We start from the raw sequence: 23,585 nt of genomic DNA, 5'->3' as shown, positions 1-23,585 counted from the left end.
TCTTGTGCGGATCTTGGACGGTGCGGCGCGTTCGGCGGCGGGCTTGGGCGCGGGGACGGGTACGACGACGGCGGGGTCACGGTCGCCCGTGACCCCGCCGTCGACGGAGTTACTTCGTGGCCGGCTTGAGGCAGAGCACCCGGTTGGTGCCGTCACCCGGCAGCACCACGTGCGGCTGCGTCGGGTCGGCACACTTCTCCTTCGCGTCCACCTTCGACACGATCGTGAAAGCGCCCGCCTCGCCGCAGTCCGCCGCCGAAGCGCCACCCTGACCGGACTGCTTCACGCAGGTGCCGACCGCCGGGTCGAAGGCCGGCGTGTCGTTGTCGCCGAACTTGCCGAGCAGCAGCAGCAGACCGAGCGGCACCGCGAGGATCAGCACCGCGGCGACCAGCACCGCGGCCAGCACCCGGCCGTTGCGTACCTTCGGGGTCGGCGGTTCCACCTTCGGCTCGTCGGCGTCCGGCTTGAACGCGTCGAACCGGCCCTGCTCCGACTGCCCGGCCTCCTGGCCCCACGGCGACGGGGGCTGCTGCGCGGGCGGGAACGACGGTGGGAAGTTGCCGCCCGGCACCGGTTCCGTTGCCGGCCCGGCACTGAAGCCCGGCCCACCGAAGCCACCAGAGCCCGGCCCACCGGAGCCCGGCCCACCGAAGTCCGCTACGCCGAAGGTGGCGGTGCCGTTGACCGCGGCGCTACCGGCGGCCGGCGACCCGGGGCCGCCGAACTGGTCGGCGGGCCGTTCGGCACCGGCGTTCGGTCGGTTGCCGTTGACCGGCCGGTTGTTGCCGGGCGCGTCGACGAAGGACGGCACACCCGGCGGGAACGCCGGCGGTGCCGACGGAGCCTCACCGAACGCGTTCGGTGCGGGCTGCCGGTCGTCGAAGCGCGGATCGGCAGCCGGCTCGCCGCCCCAGCCGGGGCCGGCCTGGCGCTGCGCGTCGTCCTGCCACTCGGGCACCACCGGGCGTTGCGAGTCGTTCTGCCACTCGGGCACGACCGGGCGTTGCGGATCGTTCTGCCACTCCGGCGCGGCCTGCCGCTCGACTGCCGGCTCGGCCTGGAACGCCTCCGGCTCCGGCTCGTTCTCCGGCTCGGGGCGGGCCGGGCGGCCGTACACCCGGGGTTGTGGCGAAGCCGTGCCGGTCGGTCGGGCGGCCTGGTCGGTCGGGGGCATCACCCGGCTGGCCAGCGGCACCGATGCGCTCGCGGTGGCTCGGGCCGCCGCGCCCGCCGCCTGATCGGCCTCCGATGTGGGTACGACCGCACGGCCTGCACCGGACTCCGGGGAGGTACGCGGGGCGGGCACCACAGCACCACTCGCGGAGGCATCCTCCGCGCGACCCCAGCCGGCCGGCTCCGCCTCGTACTGTGCGGCGGCGTCCGGTGTCTCCCGCTCGGCGTACGCGGGCTGCTCGGGGATCGGAGCGAACTGGGCGTGCGGTGCCGGGTAGTCGGCCGGCGGGATGGCGGCCAGGCTGGCGCCCGGCACGCGCTGCTCCTGCGGGGGCAGCGGCACCGCGTTCGCCGGTGAGATGCCCGGTGCGGGCCCGGGCTGGTAGGCGGGTGCCTCGCCGCCGCGGTCCGCTTCCCAGCCACCACGGGACTGGGCGGAAGCTTCCGCTTCGGCGCGACCCCACACCTCACCGGGTGCCCACGGTTCGGCCTCCGGAACGACGGGAGTGCTCGGGGCCGGGTTGTCCGGGTTGGCGGGCCAGCCGGGCGCCCCGTCGTTGCCGGGCACGCTGACGCTGGCGCGAGCGGGGAGGCCGCTCTGCTCGGGCGGGGTCCACCCCGACGGCTCCGGCCGATCGGTCGGCTGGTCCTGAGGGGTGAGCACCCAGTCGGGCTGCTGCGGACGGCCTTCGGCGGCGCCCCAGGCGGCGGGCTGCGCGGGTTGGTCCTGTCGCGCCTCGCTGCCGTCGTTCCAGGCGGCGGGCTGTGCCTGCTGCTGTGCCGCCCACCCGCCGGACTGCGCCGGGTCCTCCTGGTCGGGTCGGCTCGGTGCCGGCACCTGAGCCGCCCCACGGGCGGCGTTCGGCGGGGCGGCCTGGCCCCACGCCGGGGCGGGCTGCTCCGTCGGCTCGGCGGGTTGGCCCCAGGCCGGCGGTGACTGCTCGGCCGGCGTCCACACCGGCTGGTCGTCGCGGGCGGCGGTGCCGGCGGGCCAGCCGCCGTTGCCGGTCGCGCCCTCCTGCTGGGCAGCGCCGGACCAACCACCGGCCTGCGGAGGCTCGGGCTGCTGCGCCTCGGCCCCGCGCCAGTCACCGGCGGGCGGGTTGGCCTGGGCGGCGCCACCCCAGCCGCCGGACTGGGCCGGGTCTTCCTGGGCGGGCCAGGCAGTGGTGGCCGGAGGCACCTGCGCGGCGCCCCTCGCGGCCGGCTGGGCCTGCACCCACTCGGGCTGGTCGGCGGCACCCGACTGCCAGCCCTGCTGCTGCGCGCCCCACGCGGCGGGCTGGGCGGGGGCGGGCGCGCCTGCGTCGTTGCCGGGCCAGCCGCCGGGCTGCTGCTGCGGTGGTTCGCTCGTGCCGCCGCCGGCGGCCCAGGCGGGCTGCGCGGGGTCGTTGGGCTGCGGGGCGCCACCCCAGGCGGGGGTGGGCTGCTGCTCGCCCTGGGTCGCCCAGGCCGGCGTCGACGGGTTGGGCCGCGTCGGCGGCGGGGGCGCCCAGCCCAGGTCGGGGCCGGCGGCGTTCTGGCCGTTGTCCGGCTGCGCCGGGCGGTCGCCGTACGGCGCCGGTCCGCCGGCGCCCGGTGACACCTCGTCCGGCTCTTGGCCGGGACGGTGCGGGCCCTCGGACGTCATGGGTGCGCCTCCTCCATCACATGTCGGCTCGCCGGTGCCGATCGGTCTCCTCGGCATGGCTGCCGGCGTCACCGGCGTACCGCTGTGCCGGCTCCCCGCACGGTATCGGGTAGCGGCACGGCGCGTCCAAGGAGCACCGGTCGTCACTACGCGTGACCGGTCGGTGTCGAGCAGCTTCTATCGGCTCGGCCTCTGCCGGGTCGGCGGGCGGCGACCGAAGCCCACCGTACCGGGCGTTGCGGCAGGGCGGAATCCCGGTGGTGGGTGGCGGGAAACGCCGATGGCCCACCCGGTGCGCCGGGTGGGCCATCGATCTGGAGGAGGTGCGGAATGTCGTGGAGCGTCAGCTCATGTGACGCTGGGCGATGACGAGGATCTCCTCGCGGACCGCCGGCGAGTTCGCCGAGCGCAGCGCGTGCTCGATGGCACGGGCGCGGCGGTTGGCGTCGCGGTGGTTGCGGATTCGCTCGATCATGCTCATTGGTGGGTCCCCCTAGCTATTCGGTTGTCAGCCCCTGATGCGTCTATTCAACCGCAGAACCCGGTGAACTTCCATCGATTATTAGGTGAGCTGAGACACTTGCCTAACAATCAAAGGTCAACAGGCTGTCTGGCCGACGGTTCCGTTGCCAAAATGACACGGCCGGTGTGCCGGGCGTTAACCCGTGGCACACCGGCCGTGGCTGGCGTCGCGAACGATCAGGTCCAGGCGAGCAGGGCCGCCTCCGGATCGGCGAGGAAGTCGCCGATGTCGCGCAGGAACTTCGAGCCCAGCTCACCGTCGATGATCCGGTGGTCGAAGCTCAGCCCCAGGGTGGTCACCTGACGCACCTTGACCTTGCCCTTGTGCACCCAGGGCATCTCCCGCACCGCACCGAACGCCAGGATCGCCGACTCGCCCGGGGGCAGGATCGGCGTGCCGGTGTCCACCCCGAACACACCGACGTTGGTGATGGTCAGGGTGCCGCCGGACATGTCCGCCGGCGAGGTGCGGCCGGACTTGGCCGTCTGCACCAGGTCGGTCAGCGAGTCCGCCAACTCCCGCAGCGAGAGCCGGCCGGCGTCCTTGATGTTCGGCACGATCAGACCGCGTTCGGTGGCTGCCGCGATACCGAGGTTGACGTACTCCTTGACCACGATCTCGTCGCCGGCCCAGGTCGAGTTGACCATCGGGTGACGCTTCACCGCCAGCAGCACGGCCTTCGCCACCAGCAGCAGCGGCGAGACCCGTACGTCGCGCCACTCCCGTCGGCCGCGCAGTCGCTCCAGCGCCTTCATCGCCCGGGTCACGTCGACGGTCAGGAACTCCGTCACGTGCGGAGCGGTGAACGCCGAGCGCGACATGTTCTCGGCGGTGAGCTTGCGTACCCCCTTGACCGGGATGCGCTGCTCGCGATCCGTGCCGAAGCTCGCGGCGCTCGTCGCCGTCGCCGTGACCGGCTCGGCCACCACGGTGGCGCCGCTCGCCGCCCGCTGCACGTCCTCGCGGGTGATCGAGCCCAGCGGACCCGAACCGGTCAACGTCGCGAGATCGACCCCGAGATCCTTGGCGAGCTTGCGCACCGGCGGCTTGGCCAGAACCGCCCCGCCCCGTCGATCATGGACTTGTGTTGCCGGAACAGCAGGGGTAGGGGCTGGTTTGTCACCCGCCACAACTCCATGATCCACCGCCGGGGCGGGGGTCTGCGCCGGGACGCCGCCCTTGCGGGGGCGGCGCTTCGCCGTCGTGGTGCGCGGGCCGTAGCCGACCAGCACCGCGGTCCGACCACCCGGGGCCGGACCGCCGATCAGGCCGGGCTCCACCATGCCCTCGGCCGGCGCCACCTCCACCGCCGCCAGCGAAGCCGCCGACGGAGTGGGCAGGTCGCCGCTCGGTGCGGCGGTGGTCGACGGGGCTTCCAGCGGACCGGCGCCCGGGTCGGTGTCGATCGCGATGATCGGCGCACCCACCTCCACCGTGGTGCCCTCCGGGTGGTGGATCGCCTGCACCTGACCGGCCCACTTCGCCGGGATCTCCACCGCCGCCTTCGCCGTCTCGACCTCGACGATCGGCTGGTTCAGCTCGATGGTGTCGCCGACCTTGACCAGCCAGGTCAGGATCTCGCCCTCGGTCAGTCCTTCGCCCAGGTCGGGCAGGTTGAACGTCTTGATCCGGGACATGTCGCTCACCAACCGAAGGTGCGGTCGACGGCGTCGAGCACCCGATCGAGGTCGGGCAGATACTCCTCCTCCACCCGGGCGGCCGGGTAGGGGGTGTCGAAGCCGGTCACCCGCAGCACCGGCGACTCCAGGGAGTAGAAGCACTCCTCGGTGATCCGGGCGGCCAACTCGGCGCCGAGACCGATGTTGGACGGCGCCTCGTGCACCACCACCGCGCGGCCGGTGCGCTTGACCGACTCGTACGCGGCGCTCAGATCCAGCGGGGACAGTGAGCGTAGGTCGATGACCTCCAGCTCCCGGCCGTCCTCGGCCGCGGCGGTCGCCGCCTCCAGGCAGGTCCGCACCATCGGCCCGTAGGCCAGCAGGGTGACGTCGGTGCCGGGCCGCACGACCCGGGCCGAATGCAGGGGGTACGCCTCGGACAGCGGCGCGTCCAGGTCGACCTGACCCTTCTCCCAGTAGCGCCGCTTGGGCTCCAGGAACACGATCGGGTCGTCCGAGGCGATGGCCTGCTGGATCATCACGTACGCGTCCTGCGGGTTGGAGCAGGACACCACCTTCAGACCGGCGGTGTGCGCGAAGTACGCCTCCGGCGACTCGGAGTGGTGCTCGACCGCGCCGATGCCGCCACCGAACGGGATCCGGATCACCATGGGGATGCTGAGCTTGCCGCGCGAGCGGTAGTGCATCTTCGCCACCTGCGACACGATCTGGTCGTACGCGGGGTAGACGAAACCGTCGAACTGGATCTCGCAGACCGGCCGATAGCCACGGATGGCCAGGCCGACAGCGGTGCCGATGATGCCGGACTCGGCCAACGGGGTGTCGATCACCCGCTGGTCGCCGAAGTCCTTCTGGAGCCCGTCGGTGATCCGGAAGACGCCGCCGAGCTTGCCGACGTCCTCGCCCATGATGATGACCTTGGGGTCGGTCTCCAGGGCGCGGCGCAGACCGGTGTTGAGGGCCTTGCCGAGGGTGAGCGTCTCCGTGGCCATCAGTGTGCGCTCCCCTCGAACGACTCCATGTAACGGCTGAACTGCGCGCGCTGCTCGTCGAGCAGCGGAGAGCCGTTGGGGTAGACGTGGTCGAACATCGTCACCGGCTCCGGGTTGGGCATGGCGAGCACCCGCTCACGCAGGTGCACCGACTCGCGGCGGGCCTGCTCGTCGACCTCGGCGAAGAAGTCCGCGTCGGCGATCTTCTGCTTCTCCAGGAAGGCCCTGACCCGGCTGATCGGGTCCTTCGCCTGCCACGCCTCGACCTCGCTGGCGATCCGGTAGCGGGTCGGGTCGTCGGAGGTGGTGTGCGCGCCCATCCGGTACGTGTACGCCTCGATCAGGCTCGGGCCCTGCCCGTGCCGGGCGTTGTCCAGCGCGGTGCGGGTGACCGCGTACGTGGCCAGCACGTCGTTGCCGTCCACCCGTACGCCGGGGAAGCCGAAGCCGGCGGCCCGCTGGTAGAGCGGGATGCGGGTCTGCCGCTCCAACGGCTCGGAGATGGCGTACTGGTTGTTCTGGCAGAAGAAGACCATCGGCGCGTTGAACACGCCCGCCCAGACGAACGCCTCGTTGACGTCGCCCTGGCTGGTGGCCCCGTCACCGAAGTACGCGATCACGGCTTCGCCGTCGTCGGTGCCGGTCTTGCCGTCCATGGTGATCCCCATGGCGTAACCGGTGGCGTGCAGGGTCTGCGCCCCGATCACGATCGTGTACATGTTGAACTTGAACTCGTTCGGGTCCCAGCCGCCCTGGTCGACGCCGCGGAACAGGCCGAGCGGCATGATCGGGTCGATGCCCCGGCAGTAGAGGACACCGTGCTCCCGGTAGGTCGGGAAGGCCATGTCCTGGGTACGCAGCGCCCGCCCCGAGCCGACCTGGGCGGCCTCCTGGCCGAGCAGACTGGCCCAGATGCCCAGCTCGCCCTGACGCTGGAGAGCGGTCGCCTCGGCGTCCAGCTTCCGGACCAGCACCAGGTCGCGGTAGAGCCCGCGGTATTCCTCGTCGGTGAAGTCGACGCGGTACTCGGTGCCGTCCGGACCGGTGACGCTGTCGATCCGTTCGCCTTCGGGGGTCAGTAGCTGCACCAGCTCAGGGTCGCCGGCCGCGCCCTTCCTGGAGCGGGGTGCGGCCCGCCTGCTGCGGGTGGTGCCCCCGGGGTCGCCCTTTGCCATCGGTCTCTCCCTGTCGTGTCTGCGTCGGCACCGGGGGGTCACCCGGCCGCGCAACTCGTGCGCCTGTCCGGCTGCTGCCGGACCGGTTCCTGGCGGCCGCGCCTAGCCCCGGTGGGGGTTGCCGCGCGGCGTGAGCCGGGTTCTGGCCGAACCCGGATCGGGAGCGCCGGCGCCGGGCCGCGCCTGCCGCGAGGGTGCGCGGAGGTCACGGCTGCGTTGCCGTCGTGCTCCATATTCGCAGAGCAGGTGAGCGCGCCCACAGTACGCCCGCCCCGCATCCCGACCGGCCACGCTTTGCGATTGTTTGTCGTCATCATGCCGTCCTGCGTTTCCAGGGCGATCCGGCGATGATTCGTCACCGTTCGGTCAGGCCCGCGTGTCGACACGCGGTGGAGGTTGGCTGACGCAGGGTGACTACGTAAGGCTGATTCCCGCAGGATCGCGCCTATCGGGTTGTTTGCCAGCTTTAGGCGGGGCGTCTTCATCTCCTCGACGGCTACGACAAGGGGTGTGCGGTGCACGAGCCAGCTGACGGTCCCGGCACACCGGCGCTCGGCCGGCACCGGTCCGCAGGCGGTTACCGCCGCGTGGTGGGCGTCCACCGTGCTCCCGGCGGCGGCCCCACCCGGGGCTACCTGCTCACCGTCGCCCTGCTGGCCGGGACCGCGTCGATGCCGATCCTCGCCGCGATCAGCGCCGGCTCGGCCACTCCGGGCAGCACCGCACTGCCGGACAGCAGCACCCCGTTCATCCCGACCCCGTCGGTCGGGCCGGTGTTGATCCCGATGCCGATGACCAGTCAGCCGGCGCTCCCGCCGCTCGGCACCCCCAGTGTCGTACCGACCAGCGGCTGGCTGCCCGCCGCTCCGCGACGCCCGGCGGAGGAGCCGGCCCCGGCGGACCGGGGTCCCGCCCCGCGGACGACGACCGGGCCGCTCGCGCCGAATCCCACCCGGGGTTACTCGCCCCCCGCCCGCCCGCCCGTTGCTCCGCCACCACCGACCGCTTCACCGACCGACCCGGGCCCGACCGGTTCACCCGACCCGGACCCGACCGATCCGGATCCCACCGGCTCACCCGACCCGGACCCGACCGATCCGGACCCCACCGGTTCGTCAGACCCGGACCCGACCGACCCGCCGGATCCGGACCCGACCGGCTCGACCGGGCCCGATCCGACCCCGACCCTGACGCTGGACCCGACGCCCACGTTCGACCCGACGCCGACTGTCGACCCGACCGCCACGCCGGCTCCGACCTGCCCGACGGGCGCCGTGACCGCCACACCCACCAGCACCCGGTCCGTGCCGCCGTCCAGGACATTCGTGCCGCCGTCCGCGATGCCCGCGCCACTGCCCACCACGCCCGGGACGACTGCCGCACCGAGCAGCCGGCGCGGTCCCGCGATTCCGTCGTCGCCGGCCGACGCCTCGGCTGCCGCGACCGGCCCGGTGCCGCCGGCCCGACCGATGCGCTCCGCGGTGTCCCCAGCGGTACGGTGACGAGCAGGCGCGGCCCATCCGGTGCCGACGGCGTTCGACGGTAGGCGCGTACCGCGGGGGGTGGCGTGGGCGGCGGTGCGAAACTCCGCCCGGTCACCCGACCCGGCCCGGGGCAGCGACTCGCCCGGCTGGTCACCGAGGTGACCGCACCGGCGGTGCTGGTGTCGTTGCTGATCCTCACCGTGAGCTGGCACAGCGCGAGCCGCCCCGGTCAGGGTCTCGTCTGGGGTCTGCTCGCCACCGTTTTCGTGACCGGCATCCCCTTCGCCTACATCGTCAGCGGAGTACGCCGTGGCCGGCTGACCGACCACCACGTCGGGCGGCGGGAGCAGCGCCGGGCCCCGTTGCTGGTCGGCCTCGGCTCGGTCGCGGGCGGGCTCGGCCTGCTCACCGTGCTCGACGCGCCCCGCCCGGTGCTGGCGTTGGCGTTGGCCGGGCTGGTCGGCCTCGCGGTCACCGTGTCGGTCAGCCACTGGTGGAAGATGTCGATCCACTCGGCGGTGGCCGCCGGCGCTCTGGTCATCCTGACGCTGACCTTCGGCACGCACGTGGTGATCGCCGCCCCGGTGTTGGCGTTGGTCGGCTGGTCCCGGGTGCGGTTGGGGGACCACACGGTGCCGCAGGTGCTCGCCGGCGGGCTGCTCGGCGCGCTGATCGCCGCAGCGGTCTTCGGCCCGCTGCGCTGAACGCGCCCGCCGCGTCGAGGCGGCCCGACGCCGAGGGCCGGGTCGGGACGGGCGGCTTCACGCCGCCCCCTCGAATGTCGTCAGGCGCCGTCGTCGGCGAGGCGGTGCCGGTTCGCCTCGATCCACGCGTCCAGGGCGGCCGGGTCGTCCGGGTCCACCCCGTCGGCCATCAGTTGTGCCACGGCGGCGGTGGCGGCGCTGCGCCGCTCGCCCGTCGAGTAGAGACGGGCGAACTCCGGAACCATCTCCTCGATCGCCTCGTCGGTACGCGTCGTCGCCGCCTCGGGCAGGCCGCGCTGACGGGACGCGTACCGCGCCCACGCGCGCAGCACGCGGGGCAGCATCGCCGCGTCGTCCATGTCGAGCACGGCCCGGCGGTGCACCCAGTCGAGCAGGAACAGCCCGGACACCGCTGGGCTCCAGCGCATGGGGTCGGCGTCCGGGAAGGTGGCCGAGTGGTCCAGCAGCAGGCTCAGGCAGAAGTGCAGCGAGGCCAACTCGGGGCCGTCGACGGAATCGAGGCCGAACCGGGTGGCCTCCGGTGCGGCCAGGAACCGCCGGACCAGGTCGGTGCGTTCGGCGGCGGAGAGCGGCTCGACCTCCGCCGGGCCGGTCGGGTCGGCCGCGGTGGGCAGCATCGCCAGTCGGGCGCCGACCAACGCCCGGTCGGTGGCGAGCGAACCCTCGCCCGGCAGCTCGCTCAGCTCGTCGGTCACCGCGAGGTGGCGGGCCACCTCACCCCGGAGCCGGGCTGGGTTCTCGGTGCGGAACCAGGTCAGCTCGTCGTCCGCGCACATCTGCCGGACCTGGTCCAGGATCCGTTCCGCCGGCCCGCCCACGAAGATGTCCTTGGTGATGCCGATGTTGTGGTCCACCAGCGCGACCAGCGCGTGCTCGGCGCCGCCGGACTCGTCGTCGTAGGCGAAGGTGGCGAGGTAGGAGGTCTGGTCGCCGTAGACGTCGCCGTACGCCCAGGAGCCGGTCAGGTGCACCCGGCCGAGCTGACCGGTCCAACTGGGCGCCTGGCTGCCGGGGCGCACCCGTTCGGTGCCCGTGGCGTCCGGGACGAGCCTGGCGAAGATCTGGCGGATGGTCGTCGCCGACGCGATCCGGCGGCGGGCGGTGGCGGCGAGGAACCCGGTGACGAACTCCCGTACGGCGGTGTCGCGGTCGGTCTCCGCGATCGCGTAGACACTGCCCAGTAGCGCGCTGCCGAGCATCTCGGCGTCGAGGGCGGACTCCAGCTTGGTCACGTCGCGTGCGGCGTGCAGCACCGCGTCGTAGGGGGTCTGTGGCGTGGCCATGCTCCGACCCTACGCCGCCCGGGGCGTACGCAGAGCGGTAGCGAGCCGCCCGGAACGTCAGCGGCGGGCGGCGTCCCGCAGCGCGTCGCGTGCCTGCGCGTACGAGCCGAGCACGATTCGCACCGGTGCGAGCACGTACTCCTCGCCCACCTCGGAGACCCGGACCGTCAGCCGTTGCCGGGCCCGGGCCCGCGCTCTCCGGGCTGCCCAGCGCACCACCGGTCGGGTCAGCGCGGCCACCAGCAGCCCGGCCAGCAGGCCGCCGAGCAGCAGAACGGTGGGCATCGGCACCTGCCCGACCATCGGGTTGTCCAACGCGGGCAGGCCGAGCGCCCGTAGCGCGTAGCCGAGCACCAGCCAACCCAGGCCGACCGCGGCAGCCACCGTCACCAGCCACTGCACACCGCCGACGACCCGCCACCACACCGGTTGACGGTCCAAACCGAGGTCGGTGCCGGCGATGGCGCGGTCCAACGCGTCCGGCAGGTCGTCCAGGCGGGACCGGGCGGCGGCGGTCACCGCCGTCGGCCAGGTGGCGGGCAGGCCGCCGGCGGCCCGGTCGGCCACCGCGCGGATCGCCAGCCCGAGGGCGGAGCGCTGCGCGACCGTCGGGTCCGGCACCGAGGTCGCCGCCACCAGGCTCTCCGACGGGTCGGCGTCCGCGCCGGCCGGGCCGGGTAGGTGCAGCCGCCGCAGCGGATCGGGCCGCAACCGCCGCCAGCCCCGAACCACCGGCCAGCCGGTGGTCGCGCCGGCCCGATGCCGGTACGCCCGCTCCACCGCCTCGCTCACCGCCGGCACACCGGCGGCATCGGCCAACGCCCGGTTCAACGCGGCGACGGCGCCGTCGTCCGGCCCACCGGCGGGCCGGGACGAGCCGACCAGCTCGTCCAGCGCGACGACGACGCTGTCGACGTCACCGGCGAGCCGCCGCAGCGCGGCCTGCCGCTCGGCGACGGTCCGTTCCAACGCGTCGCGCAACCCGACCATCCCGGCCGGGTCGATGGCGGTGGTGGACAGCAGGGGCACCCCGGTCAGCCCGTCCGTGTCGAGCAGCCGCCGCAGGTCGTCCATGACCCGGGGCAGCTCGGTCGGGGGCAGCCGGTCGGCCTGGTTGAGCACGACGACTGTGACGTCGCGGTGCCGGTGGAACTCCCGCAGGTAGTTGTCGTGGACGACCCGGTCGGCGTACTTCTGCGGGTCGACCACCCAGACCACCTGGTCGACCAGGCCGAGAAGGCGGTCCACCTCGAGCCGGTGGGACCGTTGCACCGAGTCGAAGTCGGGCAGGTCGAGCAGGATCAGCCCGTGCAGCGCGGTCTCGTCGTCAGCGTCCAGGGCGCTCTCCCGGACGAAGCGGTGTCGGGGCAGCACGCCGATCCAGTCGAGCAGTCGGTTGGCGTCCTCCAACGGACCCCACACGCAGGCGTGGGTGACGCCGGTGGTGGGGCGGCGGACGCCGACCGGCGAGAGCTGGAGCCGAGCCAGGGCGTTGAACAGGCTCGACTTGCCGCTGCCGGTGGCGCCGGCCAGGGCCACCACGGTGTGGTCCCGGGACAGCGCGAGCCGGGTGCCGGCCCGCTCGACCACCGTGTGCGCGGGTACGAGTTCGGCGTCCGGCAGCAGGCCGTCCACCGCGGCCAGGAACCGGCGTACCGCTTCCAGGCGGCCGATCAGCTCGTCGGCGTCGACCCGCTGGTCCCCGCGGAAAGCCTCGCGGAGCCGGCCGGTGATGTTCGTCACCGGGAACCCTCCTCGTCGACGGCGGGCGGGGTGTCACCGTCGGCGGACAGGCCGCTGCGGTGTCGGGCCAGCTCGACCCGCCCGGCGGCCCGACGTAGGCCGTCGCCGACCTCCGCGGCGGGGCGGGCCTCCGCGCTGCGGCTCAGGAAGCGGTCGGCCTCCGCGTCGAGCAGCGTCCGCACCCGGCTCAGCAGATCGGTGCGGGCCTTCGCAGCGAGGGTACGCACCGCCTGGTCGCCGAAGATCGCCTGGAGGACGGCCTGCGCGGCGACGGTGGTGCCGGCGCCGGTGGCCACCTCCAAGCCGGTGGGGATGAACGCCGTGGAGGCGAAGACCGCGATCATCACGGCCAAGCCGGTGGCGTTGACCGCGTACGCGGCCGTGCGGGCCACGAACCGTTTGTCACCGCCCTCGACCCGGACCAGCTCCAGGACCCCGCGCTGCCAGTCGCGGACCATCCGTTCGGCGCGTTCCGGCAGATCGTCGCTCGGGTGGGCGAGCGCGGGGTCGAGCAGCTCGGCACCGGCCGGGTGTGCCTTCCACCCGGTGTACGCGGATTCGGCCGCCTCCGAGGCCACCCCGCGCAGCAGTGTCACCAGCTGCGACTCGATGGCGTTGCGAAGTTCGGTGGCGGGTGCCGGACGCCCCGTGACAGCGGCCACGACCCGGTCGCGTATGCGGCCGATCCGGGCCTCCAGGGTGCGGAACAGCTCGCCGGTGCCGACGAACTCCTGCCAGCGGGCGAGTACCTCACCCCGGAGCAGCCGACCGTCCTGGAGCCCCTGCTCGGCGGTGCGTTCGGCACCCCGGTACGCGGCCCGGACCCGCTCGTCCAGCGCGTCGGCGGTGGCGATCTGCTCGTCGGCGGCGTCGGCCAACTCCTCGACGGCGGGGTGCAGCGCGGCCAGCGCCCCGTCCAACGTCTGGCGGACCACCGCCGCCCGGGCGTCCGCGTCGGCGGCCAGCCGGGCGAACCAGTCGGCCAGCGACGCGGTCACCGCCTCGGGCAGCAGCCCCTGCCCGTCGACCCAGGTCTCCGGCAGCACGAACAGCGGCGCCTGGCCGAGGCCCTGTTCGGCGAGCATCTCGCCCAGGTGCGCGGCGATCTCGTCGGTGGCCTCGGCGGGCACCCGGTCCAGCACCATGGCGATCACCGCGCCTCGCGCCCGGGCGCTGCGCAGCAGCTCCCAGGGCACCGCGTCGGCGTACCGGGCGGCGGTGGTGACGAACAGCCAGAGGTCGGCGGCGGCCAGCAGTTGGGTGGCGAGTGCCCGGTTGGCGTCGACGACCGAGTCGATGTCGGGCGCGTCGAGGAAGGCCAGCCCGGCGGGCAGGGCCGGCGCGGTGACCAGCTGCAGGGTGCGCGAGTCTTCGCTCGGCTCGGTGGTGCGGGTCAGCCCGGGCAACAGGTCGCCCTGGCGGAACCAGGCGGCGTCGGACGGGTTGCAGACCAGCACCGGGGAGCGGGTGGTCGGCCGGAGCACCCCGGCGGCGCTGACCCGGGCCTTGACCAGGCTGTTGACCAGCGTCGACTTGCCCGCTCCGGTGGAGCCGCCGACCACCACGAGGAGGGGGGCGTCCAGCCGGGCGAGCCGGGGTAGGAGGTAGTCGTCGAGTTGGTCGGTGAGGGCCGCGGCGGTCTGCCGGGCGGCGCTGGCCGAGGGCAGCGCGAGAGGGTACCGGGCAGCACCCATCGCCTCCCGGAGGCCCGACAGCGCGCTGGGGAGGCTGTCGTCCCCGGTGGTGGCGGACGGCTCCTCCGCGACGTGCGGCGGGCCGGTGCGGGTGGCGACGGCAGGCGCGCCGGAACGGGTGGCGGGATCGCCGTGCGTCGTCACCGCTAAAGCGTGCCCGACCGATGCAAGGGAAGACAACCGGACGAGAATTGCGGGCCGGGTTGCGTCGGGTCGACTCAACCCGACTTGACGATTGGCCAACCCGTGGCACTATTGAGTCAAGTTCACTCAACTTGTGGTGGGGCCCGCTGCGGGCGGTGCTCGCCAGGCAGCCGCGGGCAGTGCCCGTCACCTGCACAACCTTACGAAGCGAGGAAGCGAAGATGGCACGTGCGGTCGGTATCGACCTCGGCACGACGAACTCCTGCGTCAGCGTTCTCGAGGGCGGTGAGCCCACCGTCATCGCCAACGCTGAGGGCTCGCGGACGACCCCGTCGATCGTCGCGTTCGCCCGCAACGGCGAGGTGCTCGTCGGTGAGGTCGCCAAGCGTCAGGCAGTGACCAACCCGGACCGGACGATCCGTTCGGTCAAGCGCGAGGTCGGCACGAACTGGTCCGTCGACATCGACGGCAAGAAGTACACCCCGCAGGAGATCTCGGCCCGGACCCTGATGAAGCTCAAGCGGGACGCCGAGGCGTACCTGGGTGAGCAGATCACCGACGCGGTGATCACCGTCCCGGCCTACTTCAACGACAGCCAGCGGCAGGCCACCAAGGAGGCCGGTGAGATCGCCGGCTTCAACGTGCTGCGGATCGTCAACGAGCCGACCGCCGCCGCCCTGGCGTACGGGCTGGACAAGGGCTCCAAGGAGCAGACCGTCCTGGTCTTCGACCTCGGCGGCGGCACCTTCGACGTGTCGCTGCTGGAGCTGGCCGAGGGTGTCATCGAGGTCAAGTCGACGAGCGGTGACAACCACCTCGGTGGCGACGACTGGGACCAGCGGATCATCGACCACCTGGTCAAGACGTTCCGTGGTGAGCACGGCATCGACCTCGGCCAGGACAAGATGGCCCTCCAGCGCCTCCGCGAGGCCGCCGAGAAGGCCAAGATCGAGCTGTCCGCCGCCACCACCACCAACATCAACCTGCCGTACATCACCGCCGGCGCGGCCGGCCCGCTGCACCTGGACGTGACGCTCAGCCGCGCCGAGTTCCAGCGGATGACGCAGGACCTGCTGGACCGCTGCAAGGGCCCGTTCGAGCAGGCCGTGAAGGACGCCGGGATCAAGATCTCCGACGTCGAGCACGTCATCCTGGTCGGTGGTTCGACCCGGATGCCCGCCGTGACGGACCTGGTCAAGCAGCTCACCGGTCGCGACCCCAACAAGGGCGTCAACCCGGACGAGGTCGTCGCCGTCGGCGCCGCCCTCCAGGCCGGTGTGCTCAAGGGTGAGGTCAAGGACGTCCTGCTGCTCGACGTGACCCCGCTGAGCCTGGGCATCGAGACCAAGGGCGGCATCTTCACCAAGCTGATCGAGCGCAACACCACCATCCCGACCAAGCGCTCCGAGGTCTTCACCACTGCTGACGACAACCAGCCGTCGGTGCTGATCCAGGTCTTCCAGGGTGAGCGTGAGATCGCGGCCTACAACAAGAAGCTCGGCACCTTCGAGCTGACCGGTCTCCCGCCGGCGCCGCGTGGCGTGCCGCAGATCGAGGTCGCCTTCGACATCGACGCCAACGGCATCGTCAACGTGCACGCCAAGGACCTGGGCACCGGCAAGGAACAGAAGATGACGATCACCGGCGGCTCGTCGCTGCCGAAGGACGACATCGAGCGGATGCGCCGGGATGCCGAGGAGCACGCGGAGGAGGACAAGCGCCGCCGCGACGACGCCGAGACCCGCAACGTGGCCGAGGCGCTCCAGTGGCAGACCGAGAAGTTCCTGGCGGAGAGCGGCGACAAGCTGCCCACCGAGAACCGGGAGCAGCTCAACGAGGCCCTCGGCGAGCTGCGGGGCGCCCTCGGCGGGCAGGACATCGAGAAGATCAAGTCCGCGCACGAGAAGCTCGCGCAGGTCTCCCAGCAGGCCGGTTCGCTGCTCTACTCGCAGCAGGCCGAGCAGGGTCAGCAGCCGGGTGGCGAGCCCGGCCCGGGTGCGACCGGTGCGACCGGCGGCTCGCAGGCCGGCGGCGCCGACGACGTGGTCGACGCGGAGATCGTGGACGAGGACGGCAAGAAGTGACCGTCGGCCTCCGACACGTACCCACGGCGAAGGGGATGAGGTAGCCGCATGACGCAGAAGCCACGAGCCGCCGACCCGGGCGACACCGGGTCGACGCCGGGTGGCTCCGCGCCCACGGAGCCGACCACCGGCGACGGGGAAGGGGTCGTCATCCGCAACAACCGCAAGCTCATCGACACGTCGGAGCCGGAAGGCACCGCCGCCGATGCGGAGACCGGCGTGCCGGCCGAGGGTCTGGTCGAGGACGCCGAGGTCGTGGTCGACGAGATCGAGGTCGAGGTCAACGCCACCGACGGTCCGGAACCCTCCGGGCCGCCGGTGGTGGACGCCCCGGCGCAGCCGGTCGACGGCGGCGGCACGGGCGGTTCGCTCGGCGCCGAACTGGAGGCGCTCCGGGCCGACCTGGACGAGCGGACCAGGGACCTGCAGCGGGTGTCGGCGGAGTACGCCAACTACCGCAAGCGGGTGGACCGGGACCGCAGCCTGGTGCAGGAGCAGGCGACCGGCTCGGTGTTGGCCGCGCTGTTGCCGATCCTGGACGACCTGGACCGCGCTCGGGAACACGGCGACCTGGTCGGGCCGTTCGGCACGGTGGCGGAGCAACTCACCACCGCGCTGGGCAAGTTCGGCCTGAACGCCTTCGGCGAGCAGGGTGACCCGTTCGACCCGACCCGGCACGAGGCGGTCGCGCACCAGACCTCGGCCGACGTCAGCGAGCCGACCTGCGTGCAGGTCATGCGGCGCGGCTACCAGCTCGGTGAGCGGCTGCTGCGCCCCGCGCTGGTCGCGGTCGCGGATCCGGAATAGTGCGAGACAGTGACCGGGCCGTCCCGCCCACCCCCGGGTGGGCGGGACGGCCGGGCCACGAAGGTCGAGAGGAGGTGGACCGGTGAGTTCCAAGGACTGGATCGAGAAGGACTTCTACGCCGTGCTCGGCGTGGACAAGGCCGCCTCCGCCGATGACATCAAGAAGGCGTACCGCAAGATCGCCCGAGAGTCGCATCCGGACCACAACCCGGGCGACCCGAAGGCCGAGGAGCGGTTCAAGGCTGCCTCCGAGGCACATCACGTGCTGTCGGACACGGGTCGCCGCCGTGAGTACGACGAGATGCGCTCGCTGTTCGGCTCGGGAGCCTTCCGCCGCAACGCACGGGGCGGGGGCCAGCCGGGCGGCATGCCGTTCGACGTCTCCGACATGTTCGGCGGTGCCGGTGGCGGCGACCGCCGCTTCGGAGGCGCCGGCTTCCAGGACCTGTTCAGCTCGATCTTCAGCGGTGGTCAGGCCGGTGGTCAGACCGCGCCACGCGGTCCGGCCCGTGGTCGGGACGTGGAGACCGAGGTGGCGCTCGACTTCGGTGACGCGGTCCGCGGGGTGACGCTGCCCCTGACGCTGCGCGCGCCGGGAGTCTGCGAGACCTGCCACGGCAACGGGGCGAAGCCGGGCACCCAGCCCCGCACCTGTCCGGTCTGCCACGGTGCCGGAGTCACCACCCGCGACCAGGGGGCGTTCAGCTTCTCCGAGCCGTGCCGCAACTGTCAGGGCGTCGGCACGGTCGTCGAGGAGAAGTGCCCGGAGTGCCACGGCAGCGGCGGTGTCACCAAGACCCGGACCATGAACGTGCGGTTCCCGGCCGGGGTGGCCGACGGTCAACGCATCCGGCTGGCCGGGCGCGGTGAGCCGGGCGAGCGCGGCGGTCCGGCCGGCGATCTGTTCGTGCACGTCAAGGTTCGGCCGGACGAGCTGTTCGGGCGTACCGGCGACGACCTGACGTTGAGCGTGCCGGTCACCTTCGCGGAGGCCGTGCTCGGCACGGACCTGCGGGTGCCGACGCTCGACGGCGCGGTGACCCTGCGGGTTCCGCCGGGGACGCCGAGCGGCCGGGTGCTGCGGGCCCGTGGCAAGGGTGTGGTTCGCCGCGACGGCCAGGCCGGTGACCTGCTGGTCACGTTGGACGTGGTGGTTCCGGCCCGGTTGTCCGACGAGGCGCGCGCGGCCCTGGAGGCGTTCGCCGAGCAGAGCCCGCCGGCGGCGCGGGAACATCTCGACGCTCGGGTGCGTCGGGTCGGTTAGTCCGATGGAATGGACGCGGAGGTGAGCGGGATGTCGGGCGAGTTCCTCGGTTCGGGTGACCCTGCCTACGAGGCCAAGGTGCTGATGATCTCGGTTGCGGCTCGGATGGCGGGGATGCACCCACAGACCCTGCGCCAGTACGACCGACTCGGGCTGGTGCAGCCCGGCCGGGCTGCCGGCGGCGGTCGCCGGTACAGCGTCCGTGACGTGGTGCTGCTGCGCGAGGTGCAGCGGCTCAGCCAGGACGACGGGATCAACCTGGCCGGCGTCAAGCGCATCATCGGGTTGGAACGACTGCTGGAGCAGGCCCAGCAGCGGGTGGCTCGGCTGGAGGCGGAGCTCGACGCCGCGTACCGCCGGATCGCCGAACTGGAGTCGCTGGCCCGCTTCCCGGGCAGTGACCTGGTGCCGACCAACCGCACGTCCACGGCGCTGGTGGTGTGGCGGCCTCGCCGCACGCCCGGTCGCTGACTCGCCGCTCATCCCGGATCCGTCTCCTCGGCCCGGGCCGTACCGGATTTCCCGGCGCGGCCCGGGCCGCTTCGGTTAACCTGTCGATACGGGTCCAATCGCATTAATCCGGACCTACCGGCATGGCGAGGGGGAGCGATGGCGGAGCCGGCGAAGAACGTGGCCCAGCAGACCGAGGACCGGTTGGAAGACCTGGCCGAAACCGTCCGCGAGAAGTTCGACAGGGTGACCAAGGGGACCTACCGGGACCGGCTCGCCGGCGGCAGGTTCGCCGAACCGGGCGAGAAGAGTCGACCCGAGGCGGAACGGAAGCAGGACTGACCGGTAACCGACGTGCGGGCCGGGACCCACGGGGGGTCCCGGCCCGTTCGCGTTGCGATGTGCGGGCCGGGACGCTGGTGATCGCAGGGCGGGCGTGCGTGATGTCGGGGCCCAGTTCCTACGGCGAGCCTTTCGAGCTGAATCGTTTACGACATCGCGTCGGGGCGAGGGCCTTGTTGCCCCCAGCCCTGCAGCCCGTGAATCGTCTACGACATCAGCTCGACAGTGGCGCAGACAGACACCGCCGTCACCGCGACGACCAGCTCGACCTCAGCCGAGGCGGCGGTTCTCGCGGACCAGGCCGCCTTCGCACCAGTCGCGATAGACGAAGAGGTCCGGTCGGGCCAGCAGCACCCGCCCGTTGTGCGCCCAGATCCTCATCAACTCGTCGCCCTCACGCTCGGCCTGTTCGACGAGTTTGCGGAAGCGGCGCTTGGGGTGGGCGCGGAAGTTCGTCCGGATGCCGTCGGCCGCGTAGATGTAGAGGCAGTGCAACGCGAAACGGCGCGCCGGGCAGGTCGGATCCATGGCTAACTCGAAGAGCGTCAGCACCAGTCGGTCGCCGGAGACCAGGAGGTCCCAGTCGGGTGGCATCGAGGCCAACGGCACCGAATCGGGCTTGTACGCCCAAGCTCGCAACTCCGCCGGGCTCGGATCGACGGGGTTAGCGAAGCCGTGGAACGTCGACTCCTGCACGCTCACCGGCCAACCTTCCGCTCTGGCCCGCGGGTGGCAACGCTGCCTGCGGACCCTGGCTGCTGGGGCGAAACGGTAACCCGCCGTCGGGTGCTGCGGTAGCCCCCGTGGGGAGCAATTCCGCAACCGTTGGCACGGGTGGGTCGTAGGCATCGACAGTGCAGCCGATCATGCTCCTATGACAATCCACGTTCAACGCTTCCAGCCCGGTGCCGAGGCTCAGTTCGTGATGGGGCTGGAATGGCTTTTCGCCCCTCCCGGGGGCCGTCCCGTGGATTGGGACAACGACCGTGCCATCGAGCGGACCGCGCAATTGCTCACCGACGAAGACGTCGCACTCTTCGGGGCGCGATCGGACGAGGATCAGTTGGTCGGCGTGGCCAGCGTCTACGTGGACATCCTCTCGGTGCGCTTCGGCCGGCGGGCTTCGATCGAGGATCTCGCCGTACACCCCGGGTGGCGCTCCCGGGGTGTCGGCTCGACCCTCCTGACGGTGGCCAGGACGTGGGCGCACGAGAAGGGCGCCGACTACGTGTTCCTGGAGTCCGGGCTGGCCCGGACCGAGGCGCACCGCTTCTACCTTCGCGAGGGTGCGACCCACGCCGCCGCGGCGTTCCGGTGGACCGGAGGACCCACCCGCTGACGTGTGCGGTCAGTCGTGGATCGGCACCGACAGTTGCCGTTGCGCGGCCGCGCGGGTACGCAGCCACCGCTTGAACCACGGGAAGTCCGGCAGTCGGGCCAGGATCGGCCCGGTCACCACGGTGATTAGGACGTACGTCGCGGCCAGCGCCGCCAGCCTCGGCTCGACGCTCCCGGCGGCGACCGCGAGACCGGCGATGACGATCGAGAACTCACCACGGGGTACGAGTGACAGACCGGCCCGCCATCGACCCGGTTCGGCGATGCCGACGCGGCGAGCGGCCAGGTAGCCGGTGAGCGTCTTCGTCGCCATCGTGACGATGGCCAGGGCGAGCGCCGGCAACAGCACCGGCGGGATGTCCCGTGGGTCGGTGACCAGGCCGAAGAAGACGAAGAACACGGCGGCGAACAGGTCCCGAAGCGGGGAGAGCAACTCGGTCGCGTGGTGCGCCACCGGACCGGAGAGCGCGATGCCGACCAGGAACGCGCCGACCGCCGCGGACACCTGCAGCTTCGCCGCGATGCCCGCGACCAGCACCGTCAGGCCGAGTACGCCGAGCAGCAGCGCCTCCGGGTCCTTCGCCGACAGCGCGGACGAGATCAGGTGGCCGTACCGGATGGCGACCACCAGCACGATCAGCACAGTACCCACCGCGACGGTGAGCGCGATGCCACCGCCGACCAGGCCGCTGCCTAGCAGCACGGCGGTGACGAGTGGCAGGTAGAGGGCCATCGCCAGGTCCTCGATGACAAGCACCGAGAGGACCACCGGGGTTTCCCGGTTACCAAGTCGTCCCAGGTCGGCGAGGACCTTGGCGATCACCCCCGACGAGGAGACCCAGGTGATGCCGCCGAGCACCAGGGCAGCGACCCAGTCCCAGCCGAGCAGCAGAGCGAACCCTGCTCCGGGCAGCGCGTTGAGAACACCGTCGATCAGCCCTGCCGGTGCCGCCGACCGGAGGTTGCCGACCAACTCGTTGGCCGAGTACTCCAGGCCCAGCATCACCAGCAGCAGGATGACACCGATCTCGGCGCCGACCGCGAAGAACTCCTCGCTGGCATCGAGTGGCTGCAGCCCGCCGTGCCCGAACGCGAGCCCGGCGAGGAGGTAGAGGGGAATGGGTGAGAGGCCGAAGCGCCGGCTGAGCCGGCTGAGGAGCCCGAGGAGGAGCAGAAGCGCGCCGACTTCGATGAGCAGCGTGGTGAAATCGTGCATCCGCCTCAGCCGTCCGGGTCACTGTCGGCGAGGATGGCGGACACACCGTCGAGACCCCTGCGGGTCCCGACGACGACCACCACGTCGCCGGCCGCGAAGCGGAAGGAGGGGAGTGGCGAGACGATCACTTCGCCTTCGCGCAGCACCGCCACGATGGAGGCGCTGGTGCGGGTACGCGCCTTGGTGTCGCCGAGCTTCCGGTTGACGTACGGCGACCCGGCCGGAATGGCGATCTGCTCGGTGAGCAGACCGGCGGCCTGCTCGCGGAGCCCGGAGAGTTGACCGAGCATCAGCGACGCGCCGAGAATGTCGGCCAGAGCCTCGGCCTCGTCGTCGGTCAGCGGAATGTCCGCCTGGCAGGCGTCGGGATCGTCGGGATCGTAGAGGACGAGATCACGGCGGCCATTGCGGTGGGAAACGACGCCCAGGCGGCGTCCGGACTCCGTCACCAGGTCGTGACGTACCCCGATCCCGGGTAAGGCGGTCTGCTCGACACGTACTCGCACCCGCCAAGGCTACCGCTCGGTGAACAAAGCGCAGATCTTGGAGTGACAGCGCTCGACCTCATCCGACCCCTCCATGATCGACTCGACTTCGGCGAAGTCGGGGTGTCCCAGCGCCGGGATACCGCAACTTTCAGGAAGTCGAGTCGATCAAGCGCTCGTGGTGGTCGGGTCGATCAAGCGCTCGTGGGTGGTCGAGTCGATCGAGCGCTCGCGTCGGTCAGGTGAGGCTGGCGAAGAACTCGCGGATGTCGGTGACCAGGACGTCGGTGGCCTGGTGGGCGGCGTAGTGGCCGCCGACGTCGCCGCGGCCGTCGACGTCGGCCTCGTATGCCGTCCACCGGACGATGTTCGCGTGGTCCCGTTCGGCGAAGCGGCGGATGGACTGGAAGTCACCGGGGAACATGGCCAGCGCGGTCGGGGCGGTGGTCGGCCCGGTCGGCGGCTCGCCGGCGTGCGCGTCCTCCCAGTAGAGCCGGATCGCCGAGGCGGCCGTGCCGGTGAACCAGTAGAGCGCCACGTTGGCCAGGATGAAGTCGGCGTCCAGGCTCTCGTCGAAGAGTTGGGCGTTCCAGGCGAGCAGCCCCACCGGTGAGTCGGCCAGACCGAACGCGAGGGTCTGCGGCTGCTGGCTGTGCACCTGGTTGAAGGAGAACTTGTTCTCGTAGAACCACTGGAGGTGCCCGAGCGCCGCCTGGTCGGCCTCAGAGAGCCCGGCGAACTCGGCCGGGTCGCCCGAGGGGAACGAGAAGAGTTGGGTGACGTGTACGCCGAGCACCCGCTCCGGCGCGATCCGGCCCAGCTCCGGCGCGATCATCGAGCCGGCGTCGTTGCCGACCGCGCCGTAGCTGTCGTACCCCAGGCGGTTCATCAGCTCGGCCCAGGCGCTGGCGGTGCGGAACCGGTTCCAACCGGCGCTGCGGGTCGGGCCGGAAAAGCCGAAGCCGGGCAGCGACGGGATGACCAGGTGGAAGGCCGGCGCGTCCGGGTCGGTTGGCTCGGTGAGCGGGGCGATCACGTCGAGGTACTCCAGCACCGAGCCGGGCCAGCCGTGGGTGAGCACCAGCGCGGTGGCGTCCGGCCGGGACGAGCGGACGTGCAGGAAGTGGATCCGCTCGCCGTCGATCTCGGTGACGAACTGCGGGTGGGCGTTCAGGCGGGCCTCGACGGCACGCCAGTCGAACTCGCCCCGCCACCTGTCGACGAGGGCGCGCACCCGGCCGGTGCTCATCCCGTACGAGTCGCCGGCACCGGGCAGGTCGGCGGGCCAGATCGTGCGGTCCAGGCGGGCGGCCAGGTCGTCGAGGGCGGTCTGCGGGATCTCGACGCGGAACGGGCGGATCGCGGTGCCGGTCATCTCGGAACTCCTTCG

Annotated in this window: 20 protein-coding genes; 8 read left to right on the top strand and 12 right to left on the bottom strand. The window is 72.2% G+C overall.

Going from position 1 to position 23,585, the window contains the following annotated elements:
* Positions 1-109 precede the first annotated feature (109 nt).
* The 5 genes from O7617_RS11465 to pdhA form a co-directional block, all read right to left on the bottom strand.
* A complete protein-coding gene (locus O7617_RS11465; protein WP_282263385.1) occupies positions 110-2,806 on the bottom strand; it encodes a hypothetical protein in 2,697 nt (898 codons plus the stop codon).
* A 343-nt stretch (positions 2,807-3,149) separates the two neighbouring features.
* Entirely contained in the window at positions 3,150-3,287 is a 138-nt protein-coding gene (locus tag O7617_RS11460; RefSeq protein ID WP_167393602.1) for a hypothetical protein, read from the bottom strand.
* A gap of 218 nt (positions 3,288-3,505) precedes the next feature.
* Positions 3,506-4,966, bottom strand: coding sequence for a 2-oxo acid dehydrogenase subunit E2 (locus tag O7617_RS11455; protein ID WP_282264707.1), 1,461 nt, complete (start codon positions 4,964-4,966; stop codon positions 3,506-3,508).
* Positions 4,967-4,971: 5 nt separating this feature from the next.
* The gene (locus O7617_RS11450) at positions 4,972-5,961 is read right to left on the bottom strand and encodes an alpha-ketoacid dehydrogenase subunit beta (RefSeq protein ID WP_282263384.1); all 990 of its coding nucleotides are present in this window, start codon (positions 5,959-5,961) and stop codon (positions 4,972-4,974) included.
* On the bottom strand, positions 5,961-7,136 hold the full coding sequence (gene pdhA / locus O7617_RS11445) for a pyruvate dehydrogenase (acetyl-transferring) E1 component subunit alpha (protein ID WP_278136806.1): 1,176 nt from the start codon (positions 7,134-7,136) through the stop codon (positions 5,961-5,963). Before pdhA ends, O7617_RS11450 begins: the two co-directional genes overlap by 1 nt.
* 515 nt (positions 7,137-7,651) lie before the next feature.
* On the opposite strand from pdhA, the gene O7617_RS11440 reads away from it, so the two are divergent.
* Together O7617_RS11440 and O7617_RS11435 are read left to right on the top strand one after the other, a co-directional pair.
* On the top strand, positions 7,652-8,638 hold the full coding sequence (locus tag O7617_RS11440; RefSeq protein WP_282263383.1) for a hypothetical protein: 987 nt from the start codon (positions 7,652-7,654) through the stop codon (positions 8,636-8,638).
* A 65-nt stretch (positions 8,639-8,703) separates the two neighbouring features.
* Positions 8,704-9,324 (top strand): phosphatase PAP2 family protein, encoded by a 621-nt coding sequence (locus tag O7617_RS11435; RefSeq protein ID WP_282263380.1) that lies wholly within the window; start codon positions 8,704-8,706, stop codon positions 9,322-9,324.
* Positions 9,325-9,404: 80 nt separating this feature from the next.
* On the opposite strand, the gene O7617_RS11430 is transcribed toward O7617_RS11435, so the two are convergent.
* From O7617_RS11430 to O7617_RS11420, 3 genes are read right to left on the bottom strand one after another with little or no spacing between them, the layout of a single operon-like run.
* Positions 9,405-10,628, bottom strand: a complete 1,224-nt coding sequence (locus tag O7617_RS11430; RefSeq protein ID WP_282263378.1) for a hypothetical protein — start codon at positions 10,626-10,628, stop codon at positions 9,405-9,407.
* Between the two features lie 57 nt (positions 10,629-10,685).
* On the bottom strand, positions 10,686-12,371 hold the full coding sequence (locus O7617_RS11425) for a GTPase (RefSeq protein WP_282263376.1): 1,686 nt from the start codon (positions 12,369-12,371) through the stop codon (positions 10,686-10,688).
* Complete coding sequence (locus O7617_RS11420) at positions 12,368-14,209, bottom strand: GTPase domain-containing protein (RefSeq protein ID WP_282263375.1); 1,842 nt, start codon at positions 14,207-14,209, stop codon at positions 12,368-12,370. The genes O7617_RS11425 and O7617_RS11420 overlap by 4 nt, the downstream gene beginning before the upstream one ends.
* A gap of 221 nt (positions 14,210-14,430) precedes the next feature.
* Here O7617_RS11420 and dnaK point away from each other — a divergent pair, with 221 nt between their 5' ends.
* The 5 genes from dnaK to O7617_RS11395 all read left to right on the top strand — a co-directional run bounded on the left by dnaK (position 14,431) and on the right by O7617_RS11395 (position 19,156).
* The gene (gene dnaK, locus O7617_RS11415) at positions 14,431-16,293 is read left to right on the top strand and encodes a molecular chaperone DnaK (RefSeq protein ID WP_282263374.1); all 1,863 of its coding nucleotides are present in this window, start codon (positions 14,431-14,433) and stop codon (positions 16,291-16,293) included.
* A 48-nt stretch (positions 16,294-16,341) separates the two neighbouring features.
* Positions 16,342-17,100 (top strand): nucleotide exchange factor GrpE, encoded by a 759-nt coding sequence (gene grpE / locus O7617_RS11410; RefSeq protein WP_282263373.1) that lies wholly within the window; start codon positions 16,342-16,344, stop codon positions 17,098-17,100.
* Between the two features lie 82 nt (positions 17,101-17,182).
* Positions 17,183-18,364 (top strand): molecular chaperone DnaJ, encoded by a 1,182-nt coding sequence (dnaJ, locus tag O7617_RS11405; RefSeq protein ID WP_282263372.1) that lies wholly within the window; start codon positions 17,183-17,185, stop codon positions 18,362-18,364.
* Positions 18,365-18,394: 30 nt separating this feature from the next.
* Positions 18,395-18,835, top strand: coding sequence for a helix-turn-helix transcriptional regulator (locus O7617_RS11400; RefSeq protein WP_088991285.1), 441 nt, complete (start codon positions 18,395-18,397; stop codon positions 18,833-18,835).
* Between the two features lie 138 nt (positions 18,836-18,973).
* On the top strand, positions 18,974-19,156 hold the full coding sequence (locus O7617_RS11395; RefSeq protein WP_282263371.1) for a hypothetical protein: 183 nt from the start codon (positions 18,974-18,976) through the stop codon (positions 19,154-19,156).
* A 270-nt stretch (positions 19,157-19,426) separates the two neighbouring features.
* Here O7617_RS11395 and O7617_RS11390 read toward each other — a convergent pair whose 3' ends face one another.
* Positions 19,427-19,858, bottom strand: a complete 432-nt coding sequence (locus O7617_RS11390) for a hypothetical protein (RefSeq protein WP_282263370.1) — start codon at positions 19,856-19,858, stop codon at positions 19,427-19,429.
* A 172-nt stretch (positions 19,859-20,030) separates the two neighbouring features.
* Here O7617_RS11390 and O7617_RS11385 point away from each other — a divergent pair, with 172 nt between their 5' ends.
* Positions 20,031-20,495, top strand: a complete 465-nt coding sequence (locus tag O7617_RS11385; protein ID WP_282263369.1) for a GNAT family N-acetyltransferase — start codon at positions 20,031-20,033, stop codon at positions 20,493-20,495.
* Between the two features lie 9 nt (positions 20,496-20,504).
* Here O7617_RS11385 and O7617_RS11380 read toward each other — a convergent pair whose 3' ends face one another.
* From O7617_RS11380 to O7617_RS11370, 3 genes are all read right to left on the bottom strand, one after another.
* Positions 20,505-21,710, bottom strand: a complete 1,206-nt coding sequence (locus O7617_RS11380) for a cation:proton antiporter (protein WP_282263367.1) — start codon at positions 21,708-21,710, stop codon at positions 20,505-20,507.
* 5 nt (positions 21,711-21,715) lie between these two features.
* Positions 21,716-22,216: a TrkA C-terminal domain-containing protein gene (locus O7617_RS11375; RefSeq protein ID WP_278136818.1), complete on the bottom strand. Its 501-nt coding sequence runs from the start codon at positions 22,214-22,216 to the stop codon at positions 21,716-21,718.
* A gap of 217 nt (positions 22,217-22,433) precedes the next feature.
* Positions 22,434-23,570 (bottom strand): epoxide hydrolase, encoded by a 1,137-nt coding sequence (locus O7617_RS11370; RefSeq protein WP_282263365.1) that lies wholly within the window; start codon positions 23,568-23,570, stop codon positions 22,434-22,436.
* Positions 23,571-23,585 lie beyond the last annotated feature (15 nt).

The organism is Micromonospora sp. WMMD1155, assembly GCF_029581275.1.
Lineage (GTDB): Bacteria > Actinomycetota > Actinomycetes > Mycobacteriales > Micromonosporaceae > Micromonospora.
This window is presented reverse-complemented; position numbering and strand designations above follow the sequence as displayed.

Bases quoted from the DNA above. Each gene is read 5' to 3' on its own strand.
- O7617_RS11465 (WP_282263385.1), bottom strand. From the start codon at position 2,806: ATGACGTCCGAGGGCCCGCACCGTCCCGGCCAAGAGCCGGACGAGGTG.
- O7617_RS11460 (WP_167393602.1), bottom strand. From the start codon at position 3,287: ATGAGCATGATCGAGCGAATCCGCAACCACCGCGACGCCAACCGCCGC.
- O7617_RS11455 (WP_282264707.1), bottom strand. From the start codon at position 4,966: ATGTCCCGGATCAAGACGTTCAACCTGCCCGACCTGGGCGAAGGACTG.
- O7617_RS11450 (WP_282263384.1), bottom strand. From the start codon at position 5,961: ATGGCCACGGAGACGCTCACCCTCGGCAAGGCCCTCAACACCGGTCTG.
- pdhA (WP_278136806.1), bottom strand. From the start codon at position 7,136: ATGGCAAAGGGCGACCCCGGGGGCACCACCCGCAGCAGGCGGGCCGCA.
- O7617_RS11430 (WP_282263378.1), bottom strand. From the start codon at position 10,628: ATGGCCACGCCACAGACCCCCTACGACGCGGTGCTGCACGCCGCACGC.
- dnaK (WP_282263374.1), top strand. From the start codon at position 14,431: ATGGCACGTGCGGTCGGTATCGACCTCGGCACGACGAACTCCTGCGTC.
- grpE (WP_282263373.1), top strand. From the start codon at position 16,342: ATGACGCAGAAGCCACGAGCCGCCGACCCGGGCGACACCGGGTCGACG.
- O7617_RS11400 (WP_088991285.1), top strand. From the start codon at position 18,395: ATGTCGGGCGAGTTCCTCGGTTCGGGTGACCCTGCCTACGAGGCCAAG.
- O7617_RS11395 (WP_282263371.1), top strand. From the start codon at position 18,974: ATGGCGGAGCCGGCGAAGAACGTGGCCCAGCAGACCGAGGACCGGTTG.
- O7617_RS11385 (WP_282263369.1), top strand. From the start codon at position 20,031: ATGACAATCCACGTTCAACGCTTCCAGCCCGGTGCCGAGGCTCAGTTC.
- O7617_RS11380 (WP_282263367.1), bottom strand. From the start codon at position 21,710: ATGCACGATTTCACCACGCTGCTCATCGAAGTCGGCGCGCTTCTGCTC.
- O7617_RS11370 (WP_282263365.1), bottom strand. From the start codon at position 23,570: ATGACCGGCACCGCGATCCGCCCGTTCCGCGTCGAGATCCCGCAGACC.